Below are 15,802 nucleotides of genomic sequence, written 5' to 3'. Positions count from 1 at the left end.
CAGTTTAACCCTGATGATTAAACTCAGTTGCCGTAAATATTGGCGCGATCGCGCAGCTCTTTACCCGGCTTAAAGTGCGGAACATACTTTCCTTCCAGCTCCACTTTATCGCCAGTCTTCGGGTTACGCCCGGTACGTGGTGCACGATAGTGCAGAGAAAAACTACCGAAACCGCGGATTTCAATGCGCTCGCCCTGGGCAAGAGTGGTAGCCATATGCTCCAGCATCTCTTTAACGGCATCTTCCACAGCCTTAGCAGGGATATGCGGTTGCTGACTGGCAAGTCTTTCAATCAATTCTGACTTGGTCATGATTCCTCCGGTTCCTTTCAAACCAATTAGCTGAACAGCTCATTAAACAAGGGCGGCCGTAGCCGCCCTTTGTTATTGATTACAGGACGAATCCTGCAATCTGTCAAGTCTGCTCTCCATCCTTCGCGCTGTAAATGCGTTACAGCTCAAATGATGGTGCGAACCTGAACTTACTCGCCTTTAGCTGCTTTGAAAGCTTCAGCCATTGCGTTGTTAGAGAAGTTTGCATCTTCCTGTTTGTTAACAGTTGCGATTGCATCTTTCTCATCAGCTTCGTCTTTAGCACGAACAGACAGGCTGATTGCACGGTTCTTACGGTCAACACCGGTGAACTTAGCTTCAACGTCGTCGCCAACGCTCAGAACCAGAGTTGCATCTTCAACGCGGTCACGTGAAGCTTCGGAAGCGCGCAGGTAACCTTCAACGCCGTCAGCCAGTTCTACGGTTGCGCCTTTCGCGTCAACAGCAGTCACTTTACCGTTTACGATTGCGCCTTTCTTGTTCAGTGCAACCCAGTTGTTGAACGGATCTTCTGCGAGCTGTTTAACGCCCAGGGAGATACGCTCACGCTCTGCGTCAACTTGCAGAACAACTGCTGCGATTTCGTCGCCTTTTTTGTATTCACGAACTGCTTCTTCGCCTGCAACGTTCCAGGAGATGTCAGACAGGTGAACCAGGCCATCGATGCCGCCGTCCAGGCCGATGAAGATACCGAAGTCAGTGATAGACTTGATTTTACCTTCAACACGGTCGCCCTTGTTGTGGGTTTCCGCGAACTGCTGCCATGGGTTGTTTTTGCACTGCTTCAGGCCCAGAGAGATACGACGACGTTCTTCGTCGATATCCAGAACCATCACTTCCACTACATCACCAACGTTAACAACTTTGGATGGGTGGATGTTTTTGTTGGTCCAGTCCATTTCGGAAACGTGCACCAGACCTTCAACGCCTTCTTCGATTTCAACGAAGCAGCCGTAGTCAGTCAGGTTGGTCACGCGACCAGTCAGTTTAGTCCCTTCTGGGTAACGCTTAGCGATAGCTACCCATGGATCTTCGCCCAGCTGTTTCAGGCCGAGGGATACACGAGTACGCTCGCGGTCGAACTTCAGCACTTTAACAGTGATTTCGTCGCCCACGTTCACGATTTCGCTTGGGTGCTTAACGCGTTTCCACGCCATGTCGGTGATGTGCAGCAGGCCATCAACGCCGCCCAGGTCAACGAATGCGCCGTAGTCAGTGAGGTTCTTAACGATACCTTTGACTTCCATGCCTTCCTGCAGGTTTTCCAGCAGCTGATCGCGTTCTGCGCTGTTTTCGGATTCGATAACGGCACGACGGGAAACAACAACGTTGTTACGCTTCTGGTCCAGCTTGATTACTTTGAACTCAAGCTCTTTGCCTTCGAGGTGCAGGGTGTCACGGACTGGACGAACGTCTACCAGTGAACCTGGCAGGAACGCACGAATACCATTCAGCTCAACAGTGAAGCCACCTTTAACTTTGCCGTTGATAACACCGACCACAGTTTCAGCTTCTTCGTAAGCTTTCTCCAGCGTGATCCATGCTTCGTGACGTTTAGCTTTCTCACGAGACAGCAGGGTTTCGCCGAAGCCGTCTTCTACTGCGTCCAGAGCAACGTCAACTTCGTCACCTACCTGGATTTCCAGCTCGCCCTGGGCGTTTTTGAACTGCTCAGCCGGGATGGCAGACTCAGATTTCAGACCGGCGTCAACCAGTACTACGTCTTTGTCGATAGCAACAACAACACCACGAACGATGGAACCCGGACGGGTTTCGATTTCTTTTAAGGATTCTTCAAACAGTTGAGCAAAAGATTCAGTCATGTTTAATCTTCAGGTTAATATTAACGTCCACCTGGCTCCGTGCCGGATGGGGTTGTTTCACATACCCGCCGTCAATCCATTGCAGCGGGGGTACTGCTAAATCGGTCGCGATTACGCGAGTGCCAGTTTTTGGCGCGCATATTGTAGCGCTTTTTCAATCACTTGCTCAATAGTTAAACTGGTAGAATCCAGCACTAATGCATCTTCTGCGGGAACAAGCGGTGCGACGGCGCGGTTACGATCGCGGTCATCGCGCTCTTTTATCTCGGATAAAAGGCGATCAAAGTTAACACTAAACCCCTTTTCCTGCAACTGAAGCATACGGCGTTGAGCACGTTCTTCCGAAGAGGCGTCAAGGAAAATTTTCACTGGCGCATCAGGGAATACCACGGTACCCATGTCACGGCCGTCGGCGATCAGCCCCGGCGCTTCACGGAAACCACGCTGGCGACGTAACAGCGCCTCGCGAACGCGAGGGAAAGCCGCCACCTGAGAAGCCGCATTGGCCACTTCCTGCGTGCGGATTTCAGCGCTGACATCTTCCCCTTCCAGGATCACTTCAAGGTTGCCATCAGTAGAGACAAAGCGCACATCCAGATGCGCAGCCAGCGGTACCAGCGCTTCCTCAGACGCAACATCCACATGATGATGCAGCGCAGCCAGCGCCAGCACGCGATAGATTGCTCCCGAATCTAAAAGATGCCATTGCAATGCTTCCGCCATCGCTTTGCACAGAGTACCTTTCCCTGCGCCACTCGGCCCATCAATGGTGATTACCGGGGCAATTGCCGTCATCTTTTTCTCCTTAATTAAGGCATACCGTTAACATGAACGCCGCGCATTATACGCGCCAACGTGCGCAACTGTTAACTTTGCGTGCAAATTCCGAAATGATTGAAGCAGAGTGTAGAAGAAATGAAAGAAGATGACTGTCAGAAAGCGTAAGGAAATGCCGCATCGGGTGATGCGGCATAAGATCATCAGGCCAGGGTGCTAATGCGCGCCAGCTGCTCGAAGTAGTCCGGGAAGGTCTTTGCCGTACATTTCGGATCGAGGATAGTGACCGCCGTATCTGACAGCGCCACCAGCGAGAAACACATCGCCATGCGGTGATCGTTGTAGGTGCCAATTTCTGCAAATTGCAGTTTTGCCGGCGGCGTGACGCGAATGTAGTCTTCGCCCTCTTCGACCTCCGCCCCCACTTTACGCAGCTCGGTTGCCATTGCGAACAGGCGGTCCGTCTCTTTTACGCGCCAGTTGTAAATGTTCCGCAGCGTGGTGGTGCCTTTCGCAAACAGCGCAGCGGTGGCAATAGTCATCGCCGCATCAGGAATGTGGTTCATGTCCATATCGATAGCGTTCAGCTCACCGTGGGTACAGGCGATGAAGTCATCGCCCCAGGTCACCACCGCGCCCATTTTTTCCAGTACGTCGGCAAAACGGATATCGCCCTGCACGCTGTTGCGACCAATCCCGGTCACCTTGACAGTACCGCCCTTGATCGCGCCCGCGGCCAGGAAGTAAGAGGCCGATGACGCGTCGCCTTCGACAAGGTACTGACCCGGAGACTGATACTGCTGCCCACCGCGAACCACGAAGCGCTGGTAAGACTGGTTTTCCACCTCAACACCGAAGGTATTCATCAGGTGCAGGGTGATATCAATGTACGGCTTAGAGACCAGGTCGCCTTTAATGCTGATAACGGTATCCTGTGGGGCCAGCGGTGCGGTCATCAGCAGCGCGGTCAGGAACTGACTGGAGACGCTACCGTCCACCTCAACGTTCCCCCCGGTAAATCCACCGCGCAGACGCAGTGGCGGGTAATTTTCCTGCTCAAGATAATCAATCTGCGCGCCGCCCTGACGCAGGGCATCCACCAGATGGCCGATCGGGCGCTCTTTCATTCGCGGCTCACCGGTCAGCACAATATTATTGTTCCCCAGACACAGCGCTGCGGCCAGAGGACGCATTGCCGTACCGGCGTTACCCAGGAAAAGCTCCAGCGCTTCAGCAGAACGTAACGCGCCGCCGTTACCGGTGACTTCACAACGGGTACGATCGTCGGACAGCGTATAATGAACTCCCAACGCTTTCAGCGCATTGAGCATATGGCGCACGTCATCGCTGTCCAGCAGGTTGGTGAGGACGGTGGTGCCGTGTGCCAGAGCTGCCAGCAGCAGAGCGCGGTTCGAGACACTTTTTGAACCAGGCAGATTAATGGTGCCATCTACCCGCGCGATAGGTTGTAACGTCAGGGATTCCATGAAACTCAACTCTCAACTCAACATAATAAAAACCCCGCAGCAACGCTGCGGGGGTGAAAAACAGCCCGTTAACCGTGACGACGTTCGAAGTCGATCATGAAATCGGTCAGGGCTTTAACGCCTTCCAGCGGCATGGCGTTATAGATAGAGGCACGCATCCCGCCAACCACGCGATGGCCTTTCAGCGCGTGCAGACCCGCCGCGAACGACTCTTCCAGGAATACGCTGTCCAGGCTGCTGTCTGTCAGCTGGAACGGTACGTTCATGCGCGAACGGTTAGCTTTCGCCACATCGTTACGGTAGAAATCGCTCTTGTCGATCGTGCCGTACAGCAGTTCGGCTTTCTGCTGATTGATCTTGTCCATCTGCGCCACGCCGCCGTTTTGCTTCAGCCATTTGAAGACCAGGCCGGAGAGATACCAGGCAAACGTAGGTGGGGTGTTGAACATGGAGTCGTTGTCATTCAGGACGGTGTAATCCAGGATTGACGGGCAGGACTTATGGGCTTTCCCCAGCAGGTCTTCACGGACGATGACAATTGTCAGCCCCGCAGGACCGATGTTTTTCTGAGCACCTGCGTAAATGACGCCGTAGCGGCTGACGTCCAGCGGGGTGGACAGAATGGTTGAAGAGAGGTCCGCCGTCACAATGACATTGTCGCCAAAGTCTGGCTCTTCGTGAATGGCGATGCCGTCGATGGTTTCGTTCGGGCAGTAGTGGAGATACGCGGCGTTGTCAGACAGCTGCCACTCGCTCATCGGCTTCACGGCGCGCAGGCCGTCGACGGTGATTTTGGCATCGATGACATTCGGCGTGCAGTATTTGTGCGCTTCTTTTACCGCACTGGCTGCCCAGTAGCCGGCATCGACGTAATCAGCGGTGGTTTTGTCGCCCAGCAGATTAAGCGGGATACCCGCAAACTGGCCGCGTCCACCGCCGTGACAGAACAATACTTTGTAGTTCGAGGGAATGTTCAGCAGATCGCGAAAATCCTTTTCTGCCTCTTCCGCCACCTGAATAAACGCTTTACCCCGGTGGCTGATTTCCATCACCGACGTACCCAGACCGTTCCAGTCACAAAGTTCCTGTTGAGCCTGTTTAAGCACGTCTGCCGGTAACATTGCCGGACCTGAACTGAAATTAAAGACTTGAGCCATTTCCCCTCACCACGCTAAAAGCCATAAGTTATAACTGTGGATATCGGTTTTATCATTCAGTGACACGCGCCGCAATGTCTAAAACTTATGGCCGGAGAAATGTGTCCCTCGTCACACAAAACAATCTGCCGTACCGTTGTCACAAAACCGACAAAATCGCTGTCAGGTAATGCGCTTAGCCCGGCTAACCTTCGTCCATTCTGGATTCGTACAGCGAGGACATAATTGATGATCGCCCGCCTGCATGCCCACCACGTGGCTACATTTTATGCAGGCATACTCGCCCGCCTCAGGTACGGTTTTGTATCGCTCGATAAGCATATCCGGCAGGATGCACAGCCCGGGCCTGACCTCATCGTCGGGATAGTAATAAATGCTGATTTGACCGTTCGTTTCCATAATCGCCAGACGCACCTGCCCCAGCTGTTCAACGCTGCTGATGCGAAGCTCCATAAAGAACTCAAACTCCGTCATATTGGCGCGTTGCACGTTCTCCCAGGCCAGTTGACCATCTTCGACAATCACCACCGGCTTCCCTTCGAACAGATCTTCCAGCTTTTCGCTTTTCGACATCAGCCACATGACCAGCCGGTAGAGCAGCGCGAGCGTCACGAAGACGACAAAGACCGGCACCATAGGCACATCGTCATAAAAGGCAACATCCCCCGCCGCTGACCCCAGCGTCAGGATGATCAGCACCTCAAACAGCGACATCTGCCGGACGCCGCGGCGTCCGGTGATTTTCAGAAACAGGAAGACGAGAACAAAGGTGTAGAAGCTGCGCAGCGCCACTTCACCTAAAAACTCGGGGGGAACTTTATCAAACGCCATCCGCTGGAGATCAAATGCTTTCATTTTTCTATGCCTTAACAGTAGGTTACTGCTTATAAGCATAGCCCAGCCATTTATTTTCGCCGGAGATAGCACCCGTCACGCAAAACCCGTATCATTGCGCGCTTTACGTACGATAAAAGTGAACGCCATGACTCAAACGTTTATCCCCGGCAAAGACGCCGCTCTGGAAGATTCCATCGCTCGCTTCCAGCAGAAACTGACCGACCTGGGCTTTAATATCGAAGAAGCCTCCTGGCTGAATCCGGTGCCTCACGTCTGGTCCGTGCATATTCGCGACAAAGACTGTGCGCTGTGCTTTACCAACGGTAAAGGCGCAACCAAAAAAGCGGCGCTGGCCTCTGCGCTGGGTGAGTATTTTGAACGTCTGTCGACCAACTATTTCTTCGCCGACTTCTGGCTGGGCGACTCCATCGCCAACGGTCCGTTCGTTCACTACCCGAATGAAAAATGGTTCCCGCTGACCGAGGACGATGAACTGCCGGAAGGTATTCTGGATGCGCGTCTGCGTGCGTTCTACGATCCGGAAAACGAACTGACCGCCAGCATGCTGATCGACCTGCAATCCGGCAATGAGGAACGTGGGATCTGCGCCCTGCCGTTCACCCGCCAGTCTGATGAGCAGACCGTGTATATTCCGATGAATATCGTTGGCAACCTGTACGTGTCTAACGGCATGTCCGCCGGTAACACCCGCAACGAAGCACGCGTGCAGGGGCTGTCTGAAGTTTTCGAGCGTCACATCAAAAACCGCATTATTGCCGAATCCATCAGCCTGCCGGAGATCCCGGCTGACGTGCTGGCCCGCTACCCGGGCGTGGTGGAATCCATCGCCAAACTGGAAGCGGAAGGTTTCCCAATCTTTGCCTACGACGGTTCTCTGGGCGGCAAATATCCGGTTATCTGCGTGGTGCTGTTCAACCCGGCCAACGGCACCTGCTTCGCCTCCTTCGGCGCGCACCCTGACTTCGGCGTGGCACTGGAGCGTACGGTGACCGAACTGCTGCAAGGTCGTAGCCTGAAAGACCTCGACGTGTTTACGCCGCCGACCTTTGATGATGAAGAGGTCGCCGAGCACACCAACCTCGAAACGCACTTCATCGACTCCAGCGGTTTGATTTCCTGGGATATGTTCAAGCAGGACGCGGACTATCCGTTCGTGGACTGGAGCTTTGCCGGTACGACGGAAGAAGAGTTCGCCACGCTGATGGCGATCTTCAACGCGGAGGATCAGGAAGTCTATATTGCCGACTATGAACACCTTGGCGTTTACGCGTGCCGTATCATTGTACCGGGCATGTCCGACATTTATCCGGCAGAAGATCTGTGGCTGGCGAACAACAGCATGGGCGCACATCTGCGTGAAACCCTGCTGGCCCTGCCGGGCAGCGAGTGGGAAAAGGAAGATTATCTGAACCTGATCGCCCAGCTGGACGACGAAGGTCACGATGATTTCACCCGCGTACGTGAGCTGCTGGGTCTGGCAACCGGAAAAGATAACGGCTGGTACACGCTGCGCATCGGCGAACTGAAAGCGATGCTGGCACTGGCGGGCGGCGATCTGGATCAGGCTCTGGCCTGGACCGAGTGGACGATGGAGTTTAACCAGTCCGTCTTCTCCGCCGAGCGCACTAACTATTACCGTTGCCTGCAAACGCTGCTCCTGCTTTCTCAGGAAGACGAGCGCGAGCCATTGCAGTATCTGAACGCCTTTGTCCGCATGTACGGTGCAGATGCTGTTGAAGCTGCCAGCGCGGCGCTGAGCGGTGAAGAGCCGTTCTATGGCCTGCAAGCGGTTGACAGCGATCTGAAAGCCTTCCCGGCGCATCAGTCGCTGCTGAATGCGTATGAAAAATTGCAGAAGGCAAAAGCCGCTTACTGGTCAAAATAAGCGCATATAACATTAATGGCAGTAGGCGTATTCAACCGCCTGAGCTATATTACGGGGCAATTTCATTGCCCCTTTTTTTTTTATTTTTAGGCAATGACATTTAAATGTAATAGTTAAGTTAACCATGGGTAAATATAAAAATACTTACCTGTGCTTTACTGTTACTAATTATAATAAATACTCCATTTTAATTAACTGTTTTAAGGGAGGCTGAAGGAAAAAATTCAACTCTTTTCATAACTTTTAAAATTTATTTTTATACGGATAATCAAATACTTACTCCGCTTTTGCTGTAAAACCATACACACTGCGGGCCTATAAGCCAGGCGAGATATGATCTATATCAATTTCTCTTCTATAATGCTTTGTTAGTATCTCGTCGCCGACTTAATAAAGAGAGAGTTAGTGTGAAAGCTGACAACCCTTTTGATCTATTACTCCCCGCTGCGATGGCGAAAGTTGCCGAAGAAGCGGGTGTCTACAAAGCAACGAAACATCCGATGACGACGTTCTTTCTGGCCATTACGGCTGGTGTGTTCATCTCCATCGCTTTCGTCTTCTATATCACAGCCACCACCGGCACGGCCGGGATGCCTTTCGGCATAGCGAAACTGATTGGTGGTATTTGCTTCTCACTGGGTCTGATTCTTTGCGTCATCTGCGGTGCCGACCTCTTCACCTCAACGGTGTTGATTGTTGTGGCAAAAGCCAGCGGAAGAATTACCTGGGGTCAACTGGGGCGCAACTGGCTCAACGTCTACGTTGGTAACCTGATTGGCTGTCTGCTCTTTGTTCTGTTGATGTGGCTCTCTGGCGAGTACATGACCGCCAACGGCGGCTGGGGGCTTAACGTCCTGCAAACCGCTGACCACAAAATGCACCATACATTTATCGAAGCTGTTGCTCTCGGCATCCTTGCAAACCTGATGGTCTGCCTGGCGGTCTGGATGAGCTACTCTGGTCGTAGCCTGATGGATAAAGCCATGATTATGGTTCTGCCGGTTGCGATGTTTGTTGCCAGCGGCTTTGAGCACAGTATTGCGAATATGTTCATGATCCCGATGGGGATTGTTATCCGCAACTTTGCAAGCCCGGAGTTCTGGACTGCTGTTGGTTCAACCCCGGAAAGTTTTTCACACCTGACTATTATGAATTTCATTACTGATAACCTGATCCCCGTCACTATCGGGAACATTATCGGTGGGGGTCTGTTAGTTGGGTTGACATACTGGGTCATTTACCTGCGTGGCGGCGATCATCATTAATGGTTGTCTCAGGCAGTAAATAAAAAATCCACTTAAGAAGGTAGGTGTTACATGTCCGAGCTTAATGAAAAGTTAGCCACAGCCTGGGAAGGTTTTACGAAAGGTGACTGGCAGAATGAAGTCAACGTCCGTGACTTTATTCAGAAAAACTATACCCCGTATGAAGGTGACGAATCCTTCCTGGCTGGTGCAACTGACGCAACCACCAAGCTGTGGGACAGCGTAATGGAAGGCGTTAAACTGGAAAACCGCACTCACGCGCCAGTTGATTTTGACACCTCCGTTGCTTCCACCATCACTTCTCACGATGCTGGCTACATCAACAAAGCCCTTGAGAAAATCGTTGGTCTCCAGACTGAAGCACCACTGAAACGCGCAATCATCCCGTTCGGTGGCATTAAAATGGTTGAAGGTTCCTGCAAAGCGTATAACCGCGAGCTGGACCCAATGCTGAAAAAAATCTTCACCGAATACCGTAAAACCCATAACCAGGGCGTATTCGATGTTTACACCAAAGACATTCTGAACTGCCGTAAATCTGGCGTTCTGACCGGTCTGCCAGATGCCTATGGCCGTGGCCGTATCATCGGTGACTACCGTCGCGTTGCGCTGTACGGTATCGACTTCCTGATGAAAGACAAATACGCGCAGTTCGTTTCTCTCCAGTCTGACCTGGAAAACGGCGTAAACCTGGAAGCGACTATCCGTCTGCGTGAAGAGATTGCTGAACAGCACCGTGCGCTGGGTCAGATCAAAGAGATGGCGGCTAAATACGGCTGCGATATCTCTGGTCCTGCAACCAACGCTCAGGAAGCTATCCAGTGGACCTACTTCGGCTACCTGGCCGCTGTTAAGTCTCAGAACGGTGCAGCAATGTCCTTCGGCCGCGTATCCACCTTCCTGGATGCGTACATCGAACGTGACCTGAAAGCAGGTAAAATCACCGAGCAAGACGCTCAGGAAATGATTGACCACCTGGTCATGAAACTGCGTATGGTTCGCTTCCTGCGTACTCCAGAATATGATGAGCTGTTCTCTGGTGACCCAATCTGGGCAACCGAATCTATCGGCGGTATGGGCGTAGATGGCCGAACTCTGGTAACCAAAAACAGCTTCCGCTTCCTGAACACCCTGTACACCATGGGTCCTTCTCCGGAGCCAAACATCACCGTTCTGTGGTCTGAAAAACTGCCTCTGAACTTCAAGAAATTCGCCGCTAAAGTGTCCATCGACACCTCTTCTCTGCAATACGAGAACGATGACCTGATGCGTCCGGACTTCAACAACGACGACTACGCTATCGCGTGCTGCGTAAGCCCAATGGTTGTTGGTAAGCAAATGCAGTTCTTCGGTGCGCGTGCAAACCTGGCGAAAACCATGCTGTACGCAATCAACGGCGGCGTTGATGAAAAACTGAAAATGCAGGTTGGTCCTAAGTCTGAACCTATCAAAGGCGACGTGCTGAACTATGACGAAGTCATGGAGCGCATGGACCACTTCATGGACTGGCTGGCTAAGCAGTACGTGACCGCGCTGAACGTTATCCACTACATGCACGACAAGTACAGCTACGAAGCCTCTCTGATGGCGCTGCACGACCGTGACGTGGTTCGTACCATGGCGTGTGGTATCGCAGGCCTGTCCGTTGCGGCTGACTCCCTGTCTGCAATCAAATATGCGAAAGTTAAACCAATTCGTGACGAAGACGGTCTGGCTATCGACTTCGAAATCGAAGGCGAATACCCGCAGTTTGGTAACAACGACGCTCGCGTTGATGACATGGCAGTTGACCTGGTAGAACGTTTCATGAAGAAAATTCAGAAACTCACTACCTACCGTAACGCTATCCCGACTCAGTCTGTTCTGACCATCACCTCTAACGTTGTGTATGGTAAGAAAACCGGTAACACCCCAGACGGTCGTCGTGCTGGCGCGCCATTCGGCCCAGGTGCTAACCCAATGCACGGTCGTGACCAGAAAGGTGCAGTTGCCTCTCTGACCTCCGTTGCTAAACTGCCGTTTGCTTACGCGAAAGATGGTATCTCTTACACCTTCTCTATCGTGCCAAACGCGCTGGGTAAAGATGACGAAGTACGTAAAACTAACCTCGCGGGTCTGATGGATGGTTACTTCCACCACGAAGCGTCCATCGAAGGTGGTCAGCACCTGAACGTGAACGTGATGAACCGTGAAATGCTGCTCGACGCGATGGAACACCCTGAGAAATATCCTCAGCTGACCATTCGTGTATCAGGTTACGCAGTACGTTTTAACTCCCTGACTAAAGAACAGCAGCAGGACGTTATCACCCGTACTTTCACTCAGTCCATGTAAGTGGAATTGACTGAAATCACGCGTTAAAAAGCGTACAATAAAGGCTCCACGTCAGTGGGGCCTTTTTAGCACCCTCTTCTCCTCAGTCTCTTTTGTCCGCTATCTATACTTTATGGATAACAGCCAAAACAGACTTCAACACAGCCGGCTTTGAGCTGTGCATACTCAGGCCCCGGACGGGCCGATGCTGGAGATATCACCGCAATGTCAATTATTGGTCGCATTCACTCCTTTGAATCCTGTGGCACCGTCGATGGCCCGGGGATCCGTTTCATCACCTTTTTCCAGGGCTGCCTGATGCGCTGCCTGTACTGCCACAACCGTGACACCTGGGATACCCACGGCGGCAAAGAAGTCACCGTTGAGGATCTGATGAAAGAGGTGGTGACCTATCGCCACTTTATGAACGCGTCCGGCGGTGGCGTGACGGCATCCGGCGGTGAAGCCATTCTTCAGGCTGAATTTGTGCGCGACTGGTTCCGCGCCTGCCACAAAGAAGGTATTCATACCTGCCTCGACACCAACGGCTTTGTACGCCGCTACGATCCGGTTATTGATGAACTGCTTGAGGTAACCGATCTGGTGATGCTCGATCTCAAACAGATGAACGATGAAATTCACCAGAACCTGGTCGGCGTCTCGAACCACCGTACGCTGGAATTTGCGAAATACATTGCCAACAAAGGCGTCAAAACGTGGATCCGCTACGTGGTGGTGCCGGGCTGGTCAGATGATGATGATTCCGCGCATCGTCTGGGCGAGTTTACCCGGGATATGGGCAACGTGGAGAAAATTGAACTCCTGCCCTATCACGAGTTGGGTAAACACAAATGGGTGGCGATGGGCGAAGAGTACAAGCTTGACGGCGTGAAGCCGCCGAAAAAAGAGACGATGGAACGCGTCAAAGGCATTCTTGAGCAATACGGCCACAAGGTCATGTATTAAGAAAAAGGCCCGGTGAGAACCGGGCCTTTTTATATTCTATTCAAAGACGCCGTTAATAACGGCAGTCACAATCGCGGTACTCAGGGCAATTAAGACGAGGTCGTCCCCCACCACGCGCCATTCATACCCCGGATAGGAAGGAAGCTGGCCGAGCATTGAGGCCGGCACGGTTTTCTTTGCAATGCCCGGAGGCAGCGGTTTACCGCGCGCAAGATTTTTCGCAATGCCCGGAGGCAGAGAGTCATAGCCCGTTAAGCCATAATTCAGCGCCAGATGGCGGGCGCGATCGAAGCTCACGCGAACGTCGACGTCGTTACCGACATCTTTGCTGTTTTTGACGCTTTTATCCGATTTTCCTGGATTATCCTGACCCTTATTTTGCTTATTACCATGGTTGCCGGCGTTGCCGTTACCATGATTGCCGCTATTACCTTGTCCGCCACCGTTTCCGTGGCCACCGCCATTCCCGTTCCCGGGATTAGCCATGACCGGAGCCGTTGCAAACGTTAAGGACAACACTACGGCAAGTGCGGTAGTGGTAAAACGACGAGTAGACATGATGGCTGCCTTTTAGTGGTAGTACGCATTTGAATTATCGCCAGGCAGTAAAAACGCACAATAAGCAAAAGTCTTATATGTGACAGGGACAAAAAAGCCTGTCATCGACAGGCTTTTAATTCATCAGGCGTGTGCCACCGGCGTGGGATGCTCGCCGACTTTGCGCAGCAGCATTAGCAGATAGATAAACGACACGCTGGCAATCATGATAAACAGCAGGTTATCAGAATAGTTTTGCATGAGCATGGAGGTAAAAGTCGGCCCCAGCAAGCTGCCGATGGTGTAGCTCAGCAATAAAGCCTGGTTCATCGCCACCAGCTGATGATGCTCTACTTTCTCACAGGCCCAGGCCATCGCGACGGGATAGAGCGTAAAGCCCGCAGCCCCCAGAATGAACAGCGCAGGCGCCATCGCGGCGTTACTGAGCATGGCGAGGCAGCCCATGATCACCACAAAAACCTGCACGCGCAGCACCAGCAGGCGACCAAAACGATCGGCCAGACGACCGATCGGCCATTGACCTACAATCCCAGCGCTGACCATGACCGCCATCCAGAAACCGATCCCGGAATCGCTGACGCCCTGATGGTTGAGATAGAGCGGCATCAGGCCATAGAGTGAACCCAGCACAATCCCGGAGATGATACAGCCGTTAACGCCTAAACGCGCCTGACGAAGCCTGAGCATCGGCCAGACGTGCGTAGCTTCCTGATGCTCACTGCCCTGGTTCACGATTCGGGTAAAGAGCAGCGGCAGGACCGCAGCCAGCACCATGCCCGTTACCCACGGCAGTACGCTCATCAGGTCGGTTGGGAATTTGCTGACCATCAGTTGTCCCAGAACGGTACCGACGTAATACACCATCATGTAAGCCGCCAGCAGACGCCCGCGGTTACGCGAGGTGCCGCTGCACATCAGCGCACTTTCCACCACCACCCAAATCATTGCGCAGCCGACGCCCGCAATAAAGCGCCAGACCATCCAGCTCCAGAAGCCGACCATCAGGCCTAAACCGGCGCATCCGACGGCAAAGATCAGCGACGCCAGATAATAACTACGGTTAAAACCAAAACGCTTAATAAGGCTACCCGTTAATAAGGTGCCCAGCAGATTTCCCGTAAAAAAGGACGAGCTAACCATACCCACCTGCCAGGTCGGTAAGTTTTCATGGGCCAGCCAGAGCGGGACGAGTGTGTTTAACACCGCGATCGCCAGGGTCAGCAAAAGCAGGCCACAGAGCAACAAAAGCACCGGGCGGGTATAGGTGGTCATGGATTAAAAACCGTGAGGAAATTCAGATTTCGTGCGCATCATGCCACTGGCAAAAACAAAGTCAATCCACCGATTCAGGCGTCACGCACGATATGCGCCACGTCGATTTAAAAAACTCATCCTGCTAATGCAAAGCCTGCTACAGATATTAATTATCTATTTGTTTTTATTTATATCCGGGAAATTCTTAAGCGAAACATCAGTTGAAAAATTTCATGAATGAAAAAAGAAAAGCCGGGCGCTATGTCCCGGCTTTATATAACAAAAAATAAAAACTAGCTGGCGATAGCCATACCGACCGTCATATGCAGGCCGTAAAACACGCCGCGGCCAATCAGTTCCCCGGCCAGCACCAGTACAAACGCCAGCGACAGCAACGGCAGCGCAGGCTGGTAGCCTTTAAGCTGAGGGGCAACCCAGCAGACCAGCGCCGCCGTCAGCAGCACCACGCGCCAGGCCATCAGCGAACCGTAATCCGGCACCAGGGCCGAAGCCTGTTGGATAGAGCTGTGAATCGTCGCCAGCTCCGCTCCCTGCATCAGCGCCACAACGGTACTGATGACCAGTGCCAGCAGCGAGACCGCAGGCAGCAGGCGCATCGCCCAACCCGTAACGCCGGCCACGCGCAGCAGCAGATAGCCCAGCAGCGGGCCGCCAATGAACATCGTCAGGAAGAAGCTCATCGGTGTCCAGACGCTGTACCAGGTCGGAACGGTGTCAATCGTGTTGTACACCCGAACCATCATCCAGACGAATACCACGCCCAGTACCATGGTGACGATAAGCCACAACGCGCGTAACACTGACGGCAGCTTGTTCACCGCTGCCAGTAGCCACCCCAGCCCGCCTACGGCAAAGAAGATTGCGCCGCTGGCAATCTCATTACTCAGCGAAGAGGCGCCCACGCGATTCAGGGAGTTGAACGCGCGCATTGGCGAACCCAGGTGCAGCGTGGAAGCGATAAAGCCAATGCCCATCAGCACCCACAGACCAAACATGCTGAGCACCAGACGCTGCTGCCGTTCGGCACTGAGATTACCTTTCATAAGCGCCAGCGCGAGGACAATAAACCCGCCCACCACGCACTGCCCTAAGACCGTGAAGATCAT

Annotated in this window: 13 protein-coding genes; 4 read left to right on the top strand and 9 right to left on the bottom strand. The window is 52.9% G+C overall.

Annotated elements, in window-relative coordinates:
• Window positions 1-23: 23 nt before the first annotated feature.
• The 6 genes from ihfB to E0L16_RS20650 form a co-directional block, all read right to left on the bottom strand.
• Window positions 24-311, bottom strand: coding sequence for an integration host factor subunit beta (ihfB, locus tag E0L16_RS20675; protein ID WP_003858233.1), 288 nt, complete (start codon window positions 309-311; stop codon window positions 24-26).
• A 170-nt stretch (window positions 312-481) separates the two neighbouring features.
• Window positions 482-2,155 carry a 30S ribosomal protein S1 gene (gene rpsA / locus E0L16_RS20670; protein WP_003858235.1) on the bottom strand — a complete coding sequence of 558 codons (1,674 nt, stop codon included), beginning with the start codon at window positions 2,153-2,155 and terminating at the stop codon, window positions 482-484.
• A gap of 111 nt (window positions 2,156-2,266) precedes the next feature.
• On the bottom strand, window positions 2,267-2,950 hold the full coding sequence (cmk, locus tag E0L16_RS20665) for a (d)CMP kinase (RefSeq protein ID WP_131638111.1): 684 nt from the start codon (window positions 2,948-2,950) through the stop codon (window positions 2,267-2,269).
• Window positions 2,951-3,135: 185 nt separating this feature from the next.
• Complete coding sequence (gene aroA / locus E0L16_RS20660) at window positions 3,136-4,419, bottom strand: 3-phosphoshikimate 1-carboxyvinyltransferase (protein WP_131638109.1); 1,284 nt, start codon at window positions 4,417-4,419, stop codon at window positions 3,136-3,138.
• Window positions 4,420-4,487: 68 nt separating this feature from the next.
• Window positions 4,488-5,576 carry a 3-phosphoserine/phosphohydroxythreonine transaminase gene (serC, locus tag E0L16_RS20655; protein ID WP_131638107.1) on the bottom strand — a complete coding sequence of 363 codons (1,089 nt, stop codon included), beginning with the start codon at window positions 5,574-5,576 and terminating at the stop codon, window positions 4,488-4,490.
• A gap of 162 nt (window positions 5,577-5,738) precedes the next feature.
• Window positions 5,739-6,431: a DUF421 domain-containing protein gene (locus E0L16_RS20650; RefSeq protein ID WP_107535051.1), complete on the bottom strand. Its 693-nt coding sequence runs from the start codon at window positions 6,429-6,431 to the stop codon at window positions 5,739-5,741.
• Between the two features lie 127 nt (window positions 6,432-6,558).
• On the opposite strand from E0L16_RS20650, the gene ycaO reads away from it, so the two are divergent.
• The 4 genes from ycaO (at window position 6,559) to pflA (ending at window position 12,863) form a co-directional block, all read left to right on the top strand.
• The gene (gene ycaO, locus E0L16_RS20645) at window positions 6,559-8,319 is read left to right on the top strand and encodes a 30S ribosomal protein S12 methylthiotransferase accessory factor YcaO (protein WP_131638105.1); all 1,761 of its coding nucleotides are present in this window, start codon (window positions 6,559-6,561) and stop codon (window positions 8,317-8,319) included.
• 407 nt (window positions 8,320-8,726) lie between these two features.
• Window positions 8,727-9,584 carry a formate transporter FocA gene (focA, locus tag E0L16_RS20640; RefSeq protein WP_017384832.1) on the top strand — a complete coding sequence of 286 codons (858 nt, stop codon included), beginning with the start codon at window positions 8,727-8,729 and terminating at the stop codon, window positions 9,582-9,584.
• Window positions 9,585-9,635: 51 nt separating this feature from the next.
• A complete protein-coding gene (gene pflB / locus E0L16_RS20635) occupies window positions 9,636-11,918 on the top strand; it encodes a formate C-acetyltransferase (RefSeq protein ID WP_015570975.1) in 2,283 nt (760 codons plus the stop codon).
• A gap of 204 nt (window positions 11,919-12,122) precedes the next feature.
• The gene (pflA, locus tag E0L16_RS20630; protein WP_003858250.1) at window positions 12,123-12,863 is read left to right on the top strand and encodes a pyruvate formate lyase 1-activating protein; all 741 of its coding nucleotides are present in this window, start codon (window positions 12,123-12,125) and stop codon (window positions 12,861-12,863) included.
• Between the two features lie 36 nt (window positions 12,864-12,899).
• Here pflA and E0L16_RS20625 read toward each other — a convergent pair whose 3' ends face one another.
• The 3 genes from E0L16_RS20625 to E0L16_RS20610 all read right to left on the bottom strand — a co-directional run.
• Window positions 12,900-13,421: an anti-virulence regulator CigR family protein gene (locus tag E0L16_RS20625; protein ID WP_107535049.1), complete on the bottom strand. Its 522-nt coding sequence runs from the start codon at window positions 13,419-13,421 to the stop codon at window positions 12,900-12,902.
• Between the two features lie 123 nt (window positions 13,422-13,544).
• Entirely contained in the window at window positions 13,545-14,693 is a 1,149-nt protein-coding gene (locus E0L16_RS20620; RefSeq protein ID WP_107535048.1) for an MFS transporter, read from the bottom strand.
• Window positions 14,694-14,968: 275 nt separating this feature from the next.
• Window positions 14,969-15,802, bottom strand: an 834-nt coding sequence (locus E0L16_RS20610; RefSeq protein WP_131638103.1) for a dimethyl sulfoxide reductase anchor subunit family protein, incomplete at its 5' end; no start/stop codon positions are given.

Origin of the sequence: Enterobacter quasihormaechei, assembly GCF_004331385.1 — a bacterium.
GTDB classification, from domain to species: Bacteria; Pseudomonadota; Gammaproteobacteria; order Enterobacterales; family Enterobacteriaceae; genus Enterobacter; species Enterobacter quasihormaechei.
This window is presented reverse-complemented; position numbering and strand designations above follow the sequence as displayed.

What these genes read in the sequence shown, in the direction of transcription:
- rpsA (WP_003858235.1), bottom strand. Translation starts at nt 2,155, where the DNA reads ATGACTGAATCTTTTGCTCAACTGTTTGAAGAATCCTTAAAAGAAATC.
- ycaO (WP_131638105.1), top strand. Translation starts at nt 6,559, where the DNA reads ATGACTCAAACGTTTATCCCCGGCAAAGACGCCGCTCTGGAAGATTCC.
- pflB (WP_015570975.1), top strand. Translation starts at nt 9,636, where the DNA reads ATGTCCGAGCTTAATGAAAAGTTAGCCACAGCCTGGGAAGGTTTTACG.
- E0L16_RS20620 (WP_107535048.1), bottom strand. Translation starts at nt 14,693, where the DNA reads ATGACCACCTATACCCGCCCGGTGCTTTTGTTGCTCTGTGGCCTGCTT.
- aroA (WP_131638109.1), bottom strand. Translation starts at nt 4,419, where the DNA reads ATGGAATCCCTGACGTTACAACCTATCGCGCGGGTAGATGGCACCATT.
- serC (WP_131638107.1), bottom strand. Translation starts at nt 5,576, where the DNA reads ATGGCTCAAGTCTTTAATTTCAGTTCAGGTCCGGCAATGTTACCGGCA.
- ihfB (WP_003858233.1), bottom strand. Translation starts at nt 311, where the DNA reads ATGACCAAGTCAGAATTGATTGAAAGACTTGCCAGTCAGCAACCGCAT.
- E0L16_RS20625 (WP_107535049.1), bottom strand. Translation starts at nt 13,421, where the DNA reads ATGTCTACTCGTCGTTTTACCACTACCGCACTTGCCGTAGTGTTGTCC.
- E0L16_RS20650 (WP_107535051.1), bottom strand. Translation starts at nt 6,431, where the DNA reads ATGAAAGCATTTGATCTCCAGCGGATGGCGTTTGATAAAGTTCCCCCC.
- cmk (WP_131638111.1), bottom strand. Translation starts at nt 2,950, where the DNA reads ATGACGGCAATTGCCCCGGTAATCACCATTGATGGGCCGAGTGGCGCA.
- pflA (WP_003858250.1), top strand. Translation starts at nt 12,123, where the DNA reads ATGTCAATTATTGGTCGCATTCACTCCTTTGAATCCTGTGGCACCGTC.